This is a genomic window from Mycolicibacterium litorale, from assembly GCF_010731695.1.
Lineage (GTDB): Bacteria > Actinomycetota > Actinomycetes > Mycobacteriales > Mycobacteriaceae > Mycobacterium > Mycobacterium litorale.
The window spans coordinates 5,452,025-5,466,829 of the sequence record NZ_AP022586.1 but is presented as its reverse complement, the minus strand read 5'-3'; the positions used below and the strand labels follow the sequence as shown (position 1 = coordinate 5,466,829).

Sequence of the window (14,805 nt, the reverse complement as noted above, 5' to 3'; positions counted from 1 at the left end):
CACTCGGTGCAATGTTGCCCGTGCGCGCCCGTCGACGATCTCGTTGCGGGAACCCGGCGCGTCACTCCCCCGGCGCCGCGCTGCGCTGCCTATCCTCGGCGCGTGAGTGAAGATGTCGTGGTCATCCACACCGACGGCGGATGCCGGCCCAACCCCGGGCCCGGCGGCTGGGGTGCCGTGCTGCGCCGGCGCGACCACGTCCGTGAGATGTGCGGCGGGGAAGCCGGCGCGACCAGTAACAACCGGATGGAGCTGACTGCGCCGATCATGGCGCTGGAGGCACTCACCCGACCGGTGGTGGTGCACCTCCACACCGACAGCACCTACGTCCGCAACGGCATCACCAAGTGGGTGCTCGGCTGGGAGCGCAACGGCTGGATGACCGCGGCCAAGCAGCCGGTGAAGAACGTCGACCTGTGGCAGCGGCTGCAGCAGGCGTGCGCGCGGCACCGCGTCGAGTGGTTCTGGGTGAAGGGCCACTCGGGTGTCGCCGACAACGAGCTGGCCGATCAGCTGGCGACGCGCGGTTTGCAGGAGGCCGTCGCCGCCGCGGCGATCACCGCCTGACGGTTCAACACACCGGCCGCGGGTAAGCCCGGTGTCATGGATCAGGCGAAGGCACCCCTTCTCGACGCGCTGGCCGACTACCACCGCAGCGAGCGTTACGGCTTCAGCCCGCCCGGTCACCGTCAGGGCCGCGGCGCCGACGAACGTGCCCTCGCCGTTCTCGGCAAGGATCCGTTTCGCGACGACGTGCTCGCCTCGGGCGGCCTCGACGACCGGATGTCACGAGGCGGCTTCCTGTCGGACGCCGAGGACCTGATGGCCGAGGCCGTCGGCGCCGACTCGGCGTTCTTCTCGACGTGCGGCAGTTCGCTTTCGGTCAAGGCGGCGATGATGGCCGTGGCAGGCGGGCACAGCGGCGGCCTGCTGCTCAGCCGGGACAGCCACAAGTCGGTGGTCGCGGGCCTCATCATGTCGGGCGTCCAGCCTCGGTGGATCACCCCGCAGTGGGATGCCGAGCGGCACTTCTCGCATCCGCCGTCGCCGGAGCAGGTCGAGCAGGCGTGGCAGGACTATCCGGACGCCTCCGGCGCGCTCGTCGTGAGCCCCAGCCCGTACGGCACCTGCGCCGACCTGGCCGGCATCGCGAAGGTGTGCCACGACCGCGGCAAACCGTTGATCGTCGACGAGGCGTGGGGTGCGCATCTGCCGTTCCACGAAGACCTCCCCACCTGGGCGATGGACGCGGGCGCCGACGTCTGCGTCGTCAGCGTCCACAAGATGGGCGCGGGCTTCGAGCAGGGTTCGGTGTTCCATCTGCAGGGCGATCTCGTCGATCCGCACCGGTTGTCGAAGTGCGCGGACCTGCTGATGACGACGAGCCCGAACGTGATGGTGTACGCGGCACTCGACGCGTGGCGCCGCCAGATGGTCGAGCGCGGCCACGACATGCTCGGTGCCGCACTCGAACTCGCCGCCGACGTCCGGGCGCGCATCGAGCAGATTTCCGACGTGGAGGTGCTCGACGACGAACTGCTGGGCGAGCAGGCCTCCCACGACCTCGACCGCCTGCAGGTGCTGATGGACATCGCCGCGACCGGGACGTCGGGCTATCAGGGTCTGGACTGGATGCGCGAGCACTGCCAGCTGGACCTCGGGATGTCCGACCACCGCCGCATGCTGGCGACGATGTCGTTCGCCGACGACCGGCACACCGTCGAGCGGCTGCACGGGGCGCTGTCATCCTGGCGGGAGGCGGCACGCCATTTCGACCCGCCACCGCCGATCGACCTGCCCACCCCCGAGGAGATCCAGCTCGACACGGCAATCCTGCCCCGTGACGCGTTTTTCGGAGCGACCGAGATGGTGCCGGCCGAGAAGGCGGCGGGACGCGTTGCCGCCGAACAGATCACGCCGTATCCGCCGGGGATACCGGCCGTCGTCCCCGGGGAGATGCTCAACGACGCGGTGGTCGACTATCTGCGCTCGGGAGCGGCGGCGGGGATGACGCTGCCAGACGCGTCGGATGCGACGGCGCAGCACTTCCGCGTCGTGGCGTGACCGTCGAGTCCGTAGCCGTCAAGCTGCTCGGACGTCGGGTGGTGCGGGGCCGCCGGGTTCACCGGGTTCGTCGGACGGCCGCGGCGCGTCCGAGTCCACGTCGCCGCCGGCCACACTGTCGTCAGCCGGCTTCGCCGATGCAACGGGTTCGCCGCCGATGTCCGGGTCCTGCGGTGGGACGAGGAGGCGTTCGGGCCGGTGGTAGTAGTTCAGCCGGCCTTGGCCGGTCTCCAGCCGTGGTGGGGGTATCCATTCCACCTCGTGCTGGTTGTTCATGCGGGTGGTCCACCCGTTGTCCTGGTCGACGTTGCGGTTGTCGGGCCCGCAGGCCAGGCCGAGTTCGTCGACGTTGGTGTTGCCGCCGTGTGCCCAGTCGTCATCGACGTGATGGGCTTGGCATCCGTAGGCGCCGACGGTGCAGCCAGGTTTGGTGCATCCGCCATCGCGCGCGATCAGCATGATCCGCTGCGCCGGCGAAGCGATCCGCTTGGCGCGGAAAAGATTCAGGGCTGATCCGGTCGCGCGGTCGAACACCGCGAGGTAGTGGTTGGCGTGGCCGGCCATCCGGATCACGTCGGCAATCGGCACGACGGTGCCGCCGCCGGTGGTGCCGACCCCGGCCCGCGACTCGAGGTCTTGCAGGGTGGTGCGGATGATGACCGAGACCGGCAACCCGTTGAGGTGCCCGAGTTCGCCGCTCATCAGGGCGATGCGCCCGATCGCGAGCATCGCGTCGTGCTGACGCTGGGCCAGGGTGCGGTGGTCGTTGTCGATCTGAGCCTGTGACGGTGTGCCCGAGGTGCAGGGTTGGGGATCGTCGGGATTGCACATCCCTGGTGCGGCGTATTTGGCGAAGATCGCCTCCCATACCGCCCATGCTTCCGGAGTCAGACTTGCGCTCAGATCGACCATGCCGTCATCGCGCTGTTTGTGCTTGGTGACCCCGCGCTTGCGGGCGCGTTCGGTGTCATCGGGCTCGGGGCCGTCCTGGTCGAGCAGGAACAGCGTGAGGTCGGCCGCGTCCTTGAGTTCTTTGGGGCCGACTCCGACCGCGGTGCGGACCAGGGTGACCTCGAACTGCTCGCGGGTTACCGCGTCCAAAAACCCCGGCAATTTGTCGACCGCCTTGCGGATGACCTCGACATGCTCACCATTGATCAGCCCAACGGCCTGAGCGGCGGCGGTGGCGGGCAACAGCGGCGGCAGCGCCGGGCCGGTCACGGGTTGGCGGGGTGCGAGCAGGGCGGCTTCGGTGAGTCGTCGGTTGGCCTCAGTGCCCGAGATCCGCCAGCGGACCATCAGCACCTCTTTCCAGGATTTGGCGCCCATCTGCTGCGGCGTCGCCTCGGATTGCAGGCGGGCCAGCAGGCGGTGGCTCATCGTGGGCAGCTGGCACCACAGGGTTTCGAGATCATCCAGCGCGGCAACGAGTTCAGGCTGCTCCGACAGGCCGACATCACAGGCGCCCACCGCCTCGAAGGCGGCACGCAGCGCCGCCACCGCGGCCTGGAGGTCGTTGCCCGACATACTTCGAACATACATTCGACCACCGACAAAACCGATCTACTCCCAGACCACCTCGTCGGGCGTCTTGTCCGGCCTCAACCCGCGCCACGACGGCTGACGCAACCGGCCGTCGCCGGTGCGCTCGCTGTAGCGCACCTCGCCCACGAGCTCCGGCCGCACGAACGTCACCCCCTTGGCGTCCTGCGTGGGAAGCCTTGTGGAAAAAGGGGATTCGTTGGTGTGCAGCGGTGCCAGTGTCTCCTTCAGGTTGGCGAGGTCCTTCTCGGTGAACCCGGTGCCGACGCGGCCGACGAACTGCAGGCCGTCGGGTCCGGGGATACCGAGCACCAGCGCGCCGATCCCGCTGCTGCGGCCGCCGTTACCTTCGCGCCAGCCGCCGATCACGACCTCTTGGGTGTTCCAGAGCTTGTCCTTGATCCACGCCGACGAGCGTCGCCCCGGCTGGTAGGTGGAGTCCCACTTCTTCGCGACCACACCCTCCCATTTGCGTTCGCGGGCGTGCTCGAGCGCTTCGGGTCCGTCGCCGTCGAGGAGCGGCGGCACGATCAGCCCGCCGCCACCGGCCAACGTCTCCAACAGTTTTCGCCGGTCGCGGTACTTCGCGCGCAGCAGCCAGCGGCCGTCGAGGCGCAGGATGTCGAATGCCCAGAACTCGACGCGGGTGGCGCGAGCCCGGTTCTGCATCTGCCCGAAGCTGGGCACCCCGTTGTCGTCGAGCGCGACGACCTCCCCGTCGAGCACGACGTGATGCTCGGCGAGATCGGCTGCCAGCGCCCGCAATTGGGGATACTCGGCGGTGACGTCGCGGCCGCTGCGCGAGCGCAGGCACAGCTTGCCGTGGTCGGCGTCGACCAGCAGCCGGTAGCCGTCCCACTTGCCTTCGAACGCCCAGTTCTTGGCGGTGTACTTCTCGACCGAACCGTGGGTGGCCAGCATCGGCGCGAAGTCCTCGAAGGTCGGGTTGCCCTGATCCTTCATCCGGTGGGCGAGCCAGTTCTTGCCCTCGGTCTGGATGAGCGCGTAGCGGCCGTCGACCTTGGTGCCGTGCAGGGTGACGATGACCTCGCCGCCCTTGGCCGGGCCGTCGGGGGCGTGGTCGTTGAACTTCTCGGTCTCGTAGGTGCCGGTGTCCCACACGATCATGTCGCCGCCGCCGTACTCGCCTTTGGGAATGGTGCCGTGGAAGGTGAGGTACTCGAGCGGGTGGTCCTCGGTGTGGACGGCCAGGCGGTTCTCCGCCGGGCTCTCCGGCAGGTTCTTCGGCACCGCCCAGCTCACCAGGACGCCGTCGCGTTCCAGGCGCAGGTCGTAGTGCAGGCGGCGGGCGTGGTGCTCCTGGATGACGAAGCGGTCGTTGTTGCCCTTGGTCGGCGGGCGCGGCGGGACGGGTTCGGGGGTCTTCGCCGGGTCGCGCATGCTGCGGTACTTGGTCAGCCGGTCCTCGACGGGCACCTTCTCGTCGAGATCGGCCAGCAGGTCGCCGAACTGCTCGATGCGCTCCAGCACCTCGTCGAAGCGCAGGTGCCGCAGGTCAGGATCTTCGATCTCGTCCCAGGTGCGCGGCGCGGCCACGGTCGGCTCGTCGCGGCCGCGCAGCGAATACGGGGCGATCGTCGTCTTGTTGCCGTTGTTCTGGCTCCAGTCGAGGAACACCTTGCCGTCGCGCAGGCTCTTGGTCATCGTGGCGGTGACCTGTTTGGGCATGGCCTTCTCGAGTTGCTGCGCGACGCGTTTGGCCAGGACGGAGGCGCCCTGCGAGCTGATCGGCTCCTCGAGCGGAACGTAGAGGTGCAGGCCCTTGCTGCCGCTGGTCAGCGGGTAGGCGGTCAACCCGATGTCGGTGATCAGGTCGCGGACCTCGTGGGCGACCTGGCAGAGCTGGCGGAACGTGACGCCCTCGCCGGGGTCGAGGTCGAAGACGATGCGGGTGGCCGGGCCGGGCGTGAGGTGCTCCGGTTCGCCAGCGTTATCGCCCGCCCGCCCCCCGACGAACCGCCACTGCGGGACGTGTACTTCGAGCGACGCCTGCTGGGCGATCCACGCCAGGCCTTCGCGGGTGTCGATGATCGGGTAGGTCGTGGTGCCGGATTTGTGGACCACGGTGCCACGGGTGAGCCAGTCGGGTGCCGAGCTGGCCAGCTGCTTCTCGAAGAACTCCAGCTCGCCGACGCCGTTGGGCCAGCGCTTGCGGGTGACGGCGCGCCCGGCGATGTGCGGGACCATCGCGTCGGCCACGTCGACGTAGTACTCGAACACCTCGGCCTTGGTGGTGCCCGTGGCCGGGTACAGCACCTTGTCCGGATTGGTCAGGCGCACCCGACCGTAGTGATCCACCACCTCACGGTATTACCCGCTTCACGCCGTGTGCTTATCGGCGAGTTCTACACGAGGGTCGTCGATCGGCGTGCGGCACGACCCTGGAGTAGAAATCGGCGTCCACACCGATCGCTTTGTCCACATCCACGGCTGGGTGAGGCGCCTCGCGCGGGCTCGTCGTCGGCATCGCTCCACAGCATCGACGCATGTCTGAACCCGTCATCGGATCCGAAGCCGTCACCGCCGGTGCGCTCACTCGCGCACAACTGCGCTGGCAATACGCCGCGATCCACCCCGGCGTGTACATCCCCAAGCACGCGGAGCGCACACTGCTCCTCAGGGCGCACGCCGCCTGGTTGTGGACCGGGCGCCGCGGCATCATCGCCGGCCGGGCCGCCGCGGCGCTGCACGGCGCGAAATGGGTCGATGCGACGACCCCGATCGAGATCATCACCGCACACGGGCGCCGCCGAGATGGCCTGATCGTGCGCGAGGAGCGGATCGGCGACGACGAGGTCGTCCGTGTCGGCGAGCTGCCGGTGACGTCGCTCGCCCGCACGGCGTTCGACCTCGCCCGGCATCTCCCGCGTGACGTCGCCGTGGTGCATCTCGACTCGCTTTCAGCCGCCACCGGCGTCACGGCCGCCGACACGAACGGTCTGGCGCAGCGCTACCGCGGGGGCCGTGGCGTTCGGAGATCCCTGACAGCGCTCGCGCTGATGGACGCCGGCGCGGCGTCGCCACAGGAGACCCGGCTGCGGCTCACCCTGATCGACGGCGGACTGCCGAAGCCTCGGACCCAGATCCGGGTCTTCGACGGCTATTCGGAGGCCTTCATCGACATGGGCTACGACGAGCCGAAGGTGGGCCTCGAATATGAAGGCGCGCATTACGCGACCAATCGCGGCCAATACGTCCACGACATCGGCCGCGCCGAACTCATCGAGCGCGAAGGATGGATCGACCTTCGGGTGGTGGCCGAGCACAGTCGCCGATACATCCTGCACCGTGTCCGCGAGGCGTTCGCCCGCCGCGGCTGGACCCCACCGAGTTCTACGTCAGGGTCGTGATGCCCCGGCAAGAGCAGCCCTGGTGTAGAACTCGCCGCGCTAGATCCGCTCCCCCGTCTCCGGGTGGAACAGGTGCACGACGGCGTCGGGGTGCTTGCGCAGATGCACGGTGTCGGCCAGCCGCGGCGCCGCCTTCGTCAGCGAGCGCGCCACCAGGTTGACCCCCTCACCGGCGTGGGCGTACACATACGCCTCGCTGCCCAGGTCCTCCACCAGGTCGACGACGACCTCCATGCCGCCGGAATCGGTCAGTTCGAGCTGCTCGGGCCGCACGCCGACGGTGACCTCTTTGAGTCCCTCCTCGTGCAAGGCGCTGAGCTGTGCCCGTTCCAGCTCGAGCGACGAGTTCTCGCCCACCCGAACGCCTTCGGCGGTGATCGGCAGCGTCATCAGGTTCATCGCCGGTGATCCGATGAAGCCCGCGACGAACGCGTTGGCCGGCTGATCGTAGAGCTCGTTCGGTGTGGCGAACTGCTGGAGCTTTCCGTTGCGCAGCACCGCGACCCGGTCGCCCATCGTCATCGCCTCGACCTGATCGTGGGTGACGTAGACCGTGGTGGTGCCCAGCCGCCGCTGCAGCGCGGCGATCTGCGTGCGGGTCTGCACCCGCAGCTTGGCGTCGAGGTTGCTCAGCGGCTCGTCCATGCAGAACACCTGCGGTTCCCGCACGATCGCCCGGCCCATCGCCACCCGCTGGCGCTGACCGCCGGACAGCTTGGCCGGTTTGCGGTCCAGGAAGTCGGTGAGGTCGAGCAGTTTCGCGGCTTCCTCGACCTTACGCCGCCGCTCGTCGGCCGACACCCCGCGCAGCTTCAATGCGAAACCCATGTTCTCGGCGACCGTTTTGTTCGGATACAGCGCGTAGTTCTGGAACACCATCGCGATGTCACGGTCCTTCGACGGCACGCCCCGCATGTTGCGGCCGCCGATCTCGATATCCCCCTCATCGATGTCCTCGAGTCCGGCGAGCATGCGCAGCGCGGTGCTCTTGCCCGATCCGGACGGGCCGACCAGCACCACGAATTCCCCGTCGGCGATGTCGAGGTTCAGCGAGTCGACCGCCAGTTTGTCCGAGCCCTCGTAGATGCACGAGGCGTTCTTGTAAGCGATTGTCGCCATTGACTTTTCCCTATCTACTTGATGGCGCCGAAGGACAGTCCACGAACCAGCTTGTTCTGGGCGACCCAACCCGCCAGAACCACCGGCAGCGCGGCCAGCGTCGCCGCCGCGCACAGCTTGGCCCAATACAGGCCCTCACCCGCGATGAAGCCGACCAGGAAGACCGGCATGGTCTGGGCCTGCACCGCGGTGAGGCTGACCGCGAAGAAGAACTCGTTCCACGCGAAGATCACACAGATCAGCGCGGTCGCGGCGATCCCCGGTGAGACCAGCGGAAGGATCACCTCCCGCGCCGAGCGCCAGGTGCTCGCACCGTCGAGGCTGGCGGCCTCGAGCAGTTCACCGGGCACCTCCAGGAAGAACGACCGCATCATCCACACCGCCACCGGCAGGTTCATCGCCGTGTAGAGGATGATCAGCGCCCAGATGTTGTCCAGCAGACCGATGTTCGACACGATCACATACAGCGGGATGATCACCGCGACCACCGGCAACATCTTGGTGCTCATGAAGAAGAACAACGCATCCTGGGTCTTGCGGACCGGCCGCAGCGACAGCGCGAACGCCGCCGGAATGCCCAGCAGCAGCACCAGGATCGTCGACACCGTGGTGGCGAACAACGAGTTCAGCAATCCGGTCGCGATGCCCTGGTCGAAGACGGCCCGGAACTCGTCGAGGGTCGGCGCGAAGACGAACTTCGGTGTGGTGGTGTAGGCGTCGACCTCCTGCTTGAACGCGGTCAGCACCATCCAGAACACCGGGAAGAAGAACCCGAGCCCGACGAGCCAGGCGACGATGCCCCACGGGTCGAACTTGCGGCGCTTCGCCGCGGCGGCGGGAGCGGTTGTCTCGGCGGCGGGAGCCGTGGTCGTGGTGGTGCTCATCAGGCGGCCTCTTCCTTGCCGGTGAACGATTTGAAGATCAACCGCAGCGCGAAGCTGGCGATGATCATCGTGAAGATCACGACGACCACGCCCATCGCCGCGGCCTGGCCGATGTCGAAGCCCAGGAACGCGCGCTGATAGATGTAGAACGGCAGGTTCGCACTCGCGGTACCCGGCCCGCCCTGGGTCATCATGTAGATCTGGTCGAAGGTGTTGACGAGGTAGATCGCGCCGAGCACCGTGCCCAGTTCGATGAAGCGCCGAAGGTGCGGGAGCGTCAACTCGCGGAAGAGTTGGAACGCTCCCGCGCCGTCGACTCGACCGGCCTCCAGGATGTCGCGAGGCATCGACTGGAGGCCGGCGAGGATCAGCAGCATCATGAAAGGCGTCCACTGCCACACCAGCGCGAGGATCACCGACGACAGCGGGAACCTGCTGACGAAGTCGATGCCCTCGCCGGGCAGGATCCAGTTCACGATGCCGAACACGGGGTCGAGCATGGCGGTCTTCCACATCAGTGCCCCCGCAACGGGAGTGACGAGGAACGGCGTGATCAGCAGCGTGCGCACCACGCCGCGGCCGAGGAACGCGCGGTCGAGCAGCAGTGCCAGCAGTAGGCCGAGCACCACCGAGATCAGCACCGTGGCGACGATGATGACGACGGTGTTGATCGCCACCTGCCAGAAGGTGCCGTCGGCGATGACATCGAGATAGTTCTGCAGCCCGACGAACTCACTGGAGCCGGGCCGCACCAGATTCCACGACAACGTCGAGTAGTAGAGCGTGAACAGGAACGGGATCTGCGTCACCAGGATCATGAAGATCAGCGCGGGCAGTAGCGGCCCCCGCCGCCGCCAGCCCTCGGCGCGGGACACGCCACGATCCTGCGCCTGCTTGATCCGCGCGACGTGTTCTGACTCCGACTCGCGCACGTCGGCCGCCACTGTGGTCATGACTGCTCCTGATAACTCCGGCCGACGACCTCGGCGTACCGCTGTGACTGCTCGAGCGCCTCGGCCACCGTCTTCTGCCCGGCGATCGCTGCGCTGATCTGCTGGCTGACCCGGGTGCCGAGATCCTGGAACTCGGGGATCGCCAGGAACTGGATGCCGGTGTAGGGCACCGGTTGCACCGTCGGCTTGAGCGGGTCGGCACCCTCGATCGAGTCGAGTGTGGCCTGCCCGAACGCCTTCGACGCCTCCTTGTATTCGGGGATCTGGTAGGTGGACAGCCGGCTGCCCGGCGGCACCCGCGCCCATCCCAGTTCCTCACCGACGAGCCGGATGTAGTTCTTGTCGGTCATCCACGAGATGAACTTCCACGCGGAGTCCTTCTTGTCACTGCTCTTCGGGATGCCCAGCGCCCAGGTGTAGAGCCAGCCGGGGTTCGGCTTCTCCACCATCGGCGCCATCGCGTAACCGACCTTGCCGACGACCGTGGACGATTCGGGATCCTCGAGCACCGACACCGCCGACGTCGCGTCGTACCACATCGCGGTGCGGCCCTGCCCGAACTGTGTCGCGCATTCGCTGAATCCGCTTGCCGCTGCGCCGGGTTCACCGACCTTGGTGACGGTGTCGACGTAGAACTGAACGGCGCGCTGCACCTCGGGGCTGGTCAGCTGGGCGTTCCAGTTCTCGTCGAACCAGCGCCCGCCGAAGGTGTTGATGACCGTGTCCAGCGGCGCCAGCACCTCACCCCAGCCGGGCTTGCCGCGCAGGCAGATGCCCACCATGTCGGGACCGTTCAGTTTGGCCGCCGCGTCGGCGACCTGCTGCCAGGTGGGGGTGCGGGGCATCGTGATACCGGCCTGCTCGAAGAGATCCTTGCGGTACATCAGGAACGACGATTCACCGTAGAACGGCACCGCGTACATGTCGCCGTCGTAGGACAACGATTCGCGCAGCGACGGGAAGAAGTCGTTCTCGTCGTAACCCGGTGTCTTGCGGGTGTAGTCGGAGAGGTTGACCAGCCAGCCGTTCTCGGCCCACTGCGGGGTCTCGTAGTTGCTGATCATCACGACGTCGAATTCGCCGCCGCCCATCGCCGTGGAGGCGGTGATCTTCGCGCGGGCCTGGTTTTCCGACAGCGTGACGAAGCGCAGCTTGATGTCGGGGTTGGCCTCCTCGAACTTCGACGACAGTTCGCGGGCGTCGGTCATCTGGGAGTTGGAGACCATCGCGATGGTCACGGTCTGATCGGTCGCCCCCAGGGTGCCGGCGCCCGCACAGCCTGCGGTGAACACCAGCCCGACAGCGGCCAGACCTCCTGCCAGCCGGCGCATCAGCGTTCGCGCTTTCATCCGTCACCCCTTTTCATTGTCGAGAAGCCAGCGTGCGCAGTCGATGTCGCACACCAGTAGCCGGGCGAGCCCGCCGCGCAGTGCGGCCAGCGTGGCGCGGTGTTTGGCGGCGCCGCTGGCGATGAGGATCGATTTCTCGCAGGCCCGGATGTCTTCGAGCGGTACCGACACCGCGCGCTGCTGCAGGTCGGTGTCGACGGGTTGGCCGCGATCGTCGAAGAACCGGCCGCCGATCTCTCCCACGGCGCCGGCGGCGATCTGCTCGTCGAGCATCCGGGTGTCGAGGTAGCTGCCCTCGAACAGCGTGGTCGACGTGGAGACGGCACCGACCCCGAACAGCATCACGTCGGCGTGCCGCCCGGCTTCGAGCGTGCGGGAGATGACCGAATCGCTGCGCATGGACGCGACGGTGGACGGATCGGCGTACAGCGGCGCGGGCAGGCGAATAGTGGTGGCCCGCAACACATCCGCGCAGCGGCTGAGGATCAGTTCGACACCGGTCTGGTAGGCGGCACTGGACATCGCGCCGTCGAGTTGGACCACCGCGCGGCACGTCGCCGTTCCCGGCGTCAGCGCGGTCGCCACCGCCACCTGCTCGGGACCCCAGGTGAAGCCCAGGACGTCGTCGGGTGCCAGTCTGCGCATCAACAACGCCGCGGCCGCGCGGCCGAGGTCGGCGAACACGGCGGGCCGCCCGGGTGCGCCGATGTCGACGCCGTGGCCCGCGACCACCACCTCGGTCAGGCCGAACCGCGCTTCGAGTTCGCGTTCCTCGTCGGCGTGCAGATCGTCCTGCAAATAGGGCGGCACCACGATGTCGATGCGCACCAGGCCGCGGGCCTTCGCCCGGGCGACGAGCCGGCCCGCCGTCGGCCGGGACACCCCCAGCCGTGCCGCGATCTCGGCCTGCGTCAGCCCGTCGAGGTAGTACAGCGTGGCCGCGCGCAGCGCCAGCCGCAGATCTTCCGGGGAGCGCTGGGGCACCTGGCCGTTCGCCGCGGGAGCCGACGTCGGAGTCGCCACGCGCTTCCCACCTCTCCGTGAACAACGGTGAGCAGATGCTCACTGGTGCGAGTAGATGCTCACCAAGCTAACATGCGAGTGTGACCCAGACAACACTTTCGAGCGCGATACCTTCAGAGACGATGGTGACGATGTGATGAAGCTGGACAAGTCGACCCTGCCCGACATCCCCATCGCCAAACCGACTTACGCGCGCGGCGACGTCGCCGTCGGCATCGTGCACTTCGGCGTCGGCGGGTTTCACCGGGCACACCAGGCCATGTACGTCGACAAGCTGTTGGAGATGGGCCTCGCCTCCGACTGGGGCATCTGCGGGGTGGGCGTACTGCCCGGCGACCGCAGGATGGCCGATGCGCTCGGCAGCCAGGACGGCCTCTACACGCTGCTGCTGGAGAATCCCGACGGCACCCGCGACGCTCGGGTCATCGGGTCGATCGTCGACTACCGTTACGCCCCAGACGATCCCGAGGGCGTCATCGAGCTGCTCGCGGCGCCGAGCACCCGAATCATCTCGCTGACCATCACTGAGGGCGGTTACGACGTCGACAGGGTCCCGGTCGGCTCGGTCAACGTCTTCGGACTGGTGACCGAGGCCCTGGCCCGCCGGCGCGACCGCGGTGTCACCTCGCCGACGATCGTGTCGTGCGACAACGTGCAAGGCAACGGTGAAGTCGCGCGTGCTGCGTTCACGGCCTACGCCGACCGCACCCATCCGGGTCTCTCCGAGTGGATCGAGGCCGACACCCGCTTCCCGAACTCGATGGTCGATCGCATCACGCCGGTCACCACACCGGACGTGATCGCCACCGTGCGAGACGAATTCGGCATCGACGACGCCTGGCCGGTGGTGGCCGAACCGTTCACCTCCTGGGTACTGGAGGACACGTTCACCGACGGGCGTCCGCCGTTCGAGGAGGCAGGCGTGCTGCTGGTCGACGACGTCACCCCGTATGAGCTGATGAAACTGCGCCTGCTCAACGCCGGGCATCAGGCACTGTGTTACTTCGCCTACCTCGCCGGCTATCGCTTGGTGCACGATGCCGCGAGCGATCCGCTGCTCGCCGAGTTCGTGCGCCGCTACATGGACGAGGAAGGCACGCCGACACTCAAGCCGGTGCCGGGTATCGACCTGCCGGACTACAAGCAGACACTGATCGAACGCTTCGCCAATCCGGGGGTCCGCGACACGATCGCCCGTTTGTGCTTCGGCTCGTCGGACCGGATCCGCCTGTGGCTGCTGCCGGTCATCCGCGAAAACCTCAGGACCGGAGGGCCGGTCCAACTGTCCGCCGCGGTCGTCGCCAGCTGGGCACGCTACGCCGAGGGTGTCGACGAGGAGGGGCAGGCCATCGACGTCCAGGACTCATTGGCGGACACGCTCGTTCCGCTGGCCCGCGCCCAACGCCACAATCCCACCGCCTTCATCGAGAACCGTTCGGTGTTCGGCGATCTCGTCGACGAGAAGCGGTTCGTCGACGAGTACGTGGCGACGTTGGAGTCGTTGCACCGCGACGGGGCCCGCGCCACACTCGAAGCGCTGGTGAAACCGTCATGAGCCCCCGCGCGCTGGTGATCGGCGAGGCGCTCATCGACATCGTGGAACGCAACGGCGAGGTGACCGGTGAACACGTCGGCGGCAGCCCGCTCAACGTCGCGGTCGGGTTGGGCCGACTCGGACGCGGCGTCGACTTCCTCACCCACATCGGCGACGACGCCCGCGGCCGGCGCATCGTCGAATACCTCCACGACTCCGGCGTGCAACTCGTGGCCGGGAGCACCGGCGCGGCGCGTACCCCGACGGCCCGGGCCACGCTCGACGATGCCGGTGCGGCGCGCTACGAGTTCGACATCGAGTGGGAGCTCGCGGGCACCCCCGAGGCCGCGGCACCGCTGATCGCCCACACCGGGTCGATCGCCACCGTGCTCGAGCCCGGCTGCCGTGCGACCGCGGCGCTGCTCGACGCGTACCACCTGTCGGCGACCATCACCTTCGACCCGAACATCCGCGCGGCGCTCATCGACGACGCGGACGCCGCGCGCCACCGGATCGACCGCCTCATCGAGCGCGCCGACGTCATCAAGGCCAGCGACGAGGACCTGCGGTGGATCGATCCGCACCGGACGCCGAAGCAGATCGCTCGCTCGTGGCTGGACCTCGGCCCCTCGATCGTCGCGGTCACCGAAGGCGGTCAGGGTTCCTTCGCGGTGTGCGCGGCGGGTTCGGTACGCGTGGCCGCGCTTCCCGTCGAGGTCGTCGACACCGTCGGCGCCGGTGACGCGTTCATGACGGGACTGATCGATGCGCTGTGGAGCCACGGTCTGCTGGGCGCGGACAAACGCCCCGAACTGCGCGGAATTCGGCTCGACACGCTGCACGACGTCCTGCAGACCGCCGCGCTGTCCTCGGCGTTGACGGTCACCCGCCCGGGTGCGGACCTCCCGGACCGGGCGACCCGCGACGCGGCGGCGCGCGACCCGCGACCCTGATCGACCGTCGCCG

Annotated in this window: 12 protein-coding genes; 5 read left to right on the top strand and 7 right to left on the bottom strand. The window is 68.0% G+C overall.

The features are described 5' to 3' along the window. Nucleotides 1-102 precede the first annotated feature (102 nt). Both rnhA and G6N30_RS26320 read left to right on the top strand, forming a co-directional pair. Complete coding sequence (rnhA, locus tag G6N30_RS26325; protein WP_134055961.1) at nucleotides 103-567, top strand: ribonuclease HI; 465 nt, start codon at nucleotides 103-105, stop codon at nucleotides 565-567. A gap of 36 nt (nucleotides 568-603) precedes the next feature. Beyond that, nucleotides 604-2,064 (top strand): aminotransferase class I/II-fold pyridoxal phosphate-dependent enzyme, encoded by a 1,461-nt coding sequence (locus G6N30_RS26320; RefSeq protein ID WP_134055963.1) that lies wholly within the window; start codon nucleotides 604-606, stop codon nucleotides 2,062-2,064. Nucleotides 2,065-2,082: 18 nt separating this feature from the next. Here G6N30_RS26320 and G6N30_RS26315 read toward each other — a convergent pair whose 3' ends face one another. Beyond that, nucleotides 2,083-3,606 carry an HNH endonuclease signature motif containing protein gene (locus G6N30_RS26315; RefSeq protein ID WP_163687823.1) on the bottom strand — a complete coding sequence of 508 codons (1,524 nt, stop codon included), beginning with the start codon at nucleotides 3,604-3,606 and terminating at the stop codon, nucleotides 2,083-2,085. 21 nt (nucleotides 3,607-3,627) lie between these two features. After that, complete coding sequence (locus G6N30_RS26310) at nucleotides 3,628-5,928, bottom strand: ATP-dependent DNA ligase (protein ID WP_163687820.1); 2,301 nt, start codon at nucleotides 5,926-5,928, stop codon at nucleotides 3,628-3,630. A 185-nt stretch (nucleotides 5,929-6,113) separates the two neighbouring features. On the opposite strand from G6N30_RS26310, the gene G6N30_RS26305 reads away from it, so the two are divergent. After that, a complete protein-coding gene (locus G6N30_RS26305) occupies nucleotides 6,114-6,977 on the top strand; it encodes a putative endonuclease domain-containing protein (RefSeq protein ID WP_134055969.1) in 864 nt (287 codons plus the stop codon). A gap of 39 nt (nucleotides 6,978-7,016) precedes the next feature. On the opposite strand, the gene G6N30_RS26300 is transcribed toward G6N30_RS26305, so the two are convergent. The 5 genes from G6N30_RS26300 to G6N30_RS26280 are packed head-to-tail and all read right to left on the bottom strand — an operon-like array spanning nucleotide 7,017 to nucleotide 12,305. Continuing rightward, on the bottom strand, nucleotides 7,017-8,096 hold the full coding sequence (locus G6N30_RS26300) for an ABC transporter ATP-binding protein (protein ID WP_134055971.1): 1,080 nt from the start codon (nucleotides 8,094-8,096) through the stop codon (nucleotides 7,017-7,019). A 14-nt stretch (nucleotides 8,097-8,110) separates the two neighbouring features. Next, nucleotides 8,111-8,980: a carbohydrate ABC transporter permease gene (locus G6N30_RS26295; protein WP_134055973.1), complete on the bottom strand. Its 870-nt coding sequence runs from the start codon at nucleotides 8,978-8,980 to the stop codon at nucleotides 8,111-8,113. Beyond that, nucleotides 8,980-9,933 (bottom strand): carbohydrate ABC transporter permease, encoded by a 954-nt coding sequence (locus G6N30_RS26290; protein ID WP_134055975.1) that lies wholly within the window; start codon nucleotides 9,931-9,933, stop codon nucleotides 8,980-8,982. The genes G6N30_RS26295 and G6N30_RS26290 overlap by 1 nt, the downstream gene beginning before the upstream one ends. Beyond that, the gene (locus G6N30_RS26285; protein WP_456093970.1) at nucleotides 9,930-11,282 is read right to left on the bottom strand and encodes an ABC transporter substrate-binding protein; all 1,353 of its coding nucleotides are present in this window, start codon (nucleotides 11,280-11,282) and stop codon (nucleotides 9,930-9,932) included. Before G6N30_RS26285 ends, G6N30_RS26290 begins: the two co-directional genes overlap by 4 nt. 3 nt (nucleotides 11,283-11,285) lie before the next feature. After that, nucleotides 11,286-12,305, bottom strand: coding sequence for a sugar-binding transcriptional regulator (locus G6N30_RS26280; RefSeq protein WP_163687817.1), 1,020 nt, complete (start codon nucleotides 12,303-12,305; stop codon nucleotides 11,286-11,288). Nucleotides 12,306-12,441: 136 nt separating this feature from the next. Between G6N30_RS26280 and G6N30_RS26275 the strand changes: the two genes are divergently transcribed. Further along, a complete protein-coding gene (locus G6N30_RS26275; protein WP_134055977.1) occupies nucleotides 12,442-13,860 on the top strand; it encodes a mannitol dehydrogenase family protein in 1,419 nt (472 codons plus the stop codon). Then, nucleotides 13,857-14,792 (top strand): carbohydrate kinase family protein, encoded by a 936-nt coding sequence (locus tag G6N30_RS26270; protein WP_134055979.1) that lies wholly within the window; start codon nucleotides 13,857-13,859, stop codon nucleotides 14,790-14,792. The genes G6N30_RS26275 and G6N30_RS26270 overlap by 4 nt, the downstream gene beginning before the upstream one ends. Nucleotides 14,793-14,805: the final 13 nt, after the last annotated feature.

Bases quoted from the DNA above. Each gene is read 5' to 3' on its own strand.
- G6N30_RS26320 (WP_134055963.1), top strand. From the start codon at position 604: ATGGATCAGGCGAAGGCACCCCTTCTCGACGCGCTGGCCGACTACCAC.
- G6N30_RS26315 (WP_163687823.1), bottom strand. From the start codon at position 3,606: ATGTATGTTCGAAGTATGTCGGGCAACGACCTCCAGGCCGCGGTGGCG.
- G6N30_RS26305 (WP_134055969.1), top strand. From the start codon at position 6,114: ATGTCTGAACCCGTCATCGGATCCGAAGCCGTCACCGCCGGTGCGCTC.
- G6N30_RS26300 (WP_134055971.1), bottom strand. From the start codon at position 8,096: ATGGCGACAATCGCTTACAAGAACGCCTCGTGCATCTACGAGGGCTCG.
- G6N30_RS26295 (WP_134055973.1), bottom strand. From the start codon at position 8,980: ATGAGCACCACCACGACCACGGCTCCCGCCGCCGAGACAACCGCTCCC.
- G6N30_RS26290 (WP_134055975.1), bottom strand. From the start codon at position 9,933: ATGACCACAGTGGCGGCCGACGTGCGCGAGTCGGAGTCAGAACACGTC.
- G6N30_RS26285 (WP_456093970.1), bottom strand. From the start codon at position 11,282: ATGAAAGCGCGAACGCTGATGCGCCGGCTGGCAGGAGGTCTGGCCGCT.
- G6N30_RS26275 (WP_134055977.1), top strand. From the start codon at position 12,442: ATGAAGCTGGACAAGTCGACCCTGCCCGACATCCCCATCGCCAAACCG.
- G6N30_RS26270 (WP_134055979.1), top strand. From the start codon at position 13,857: ATGAGCCCCCGCGCGCTGGTGATCGGCGAGGCGCTCATCGACATCGTG.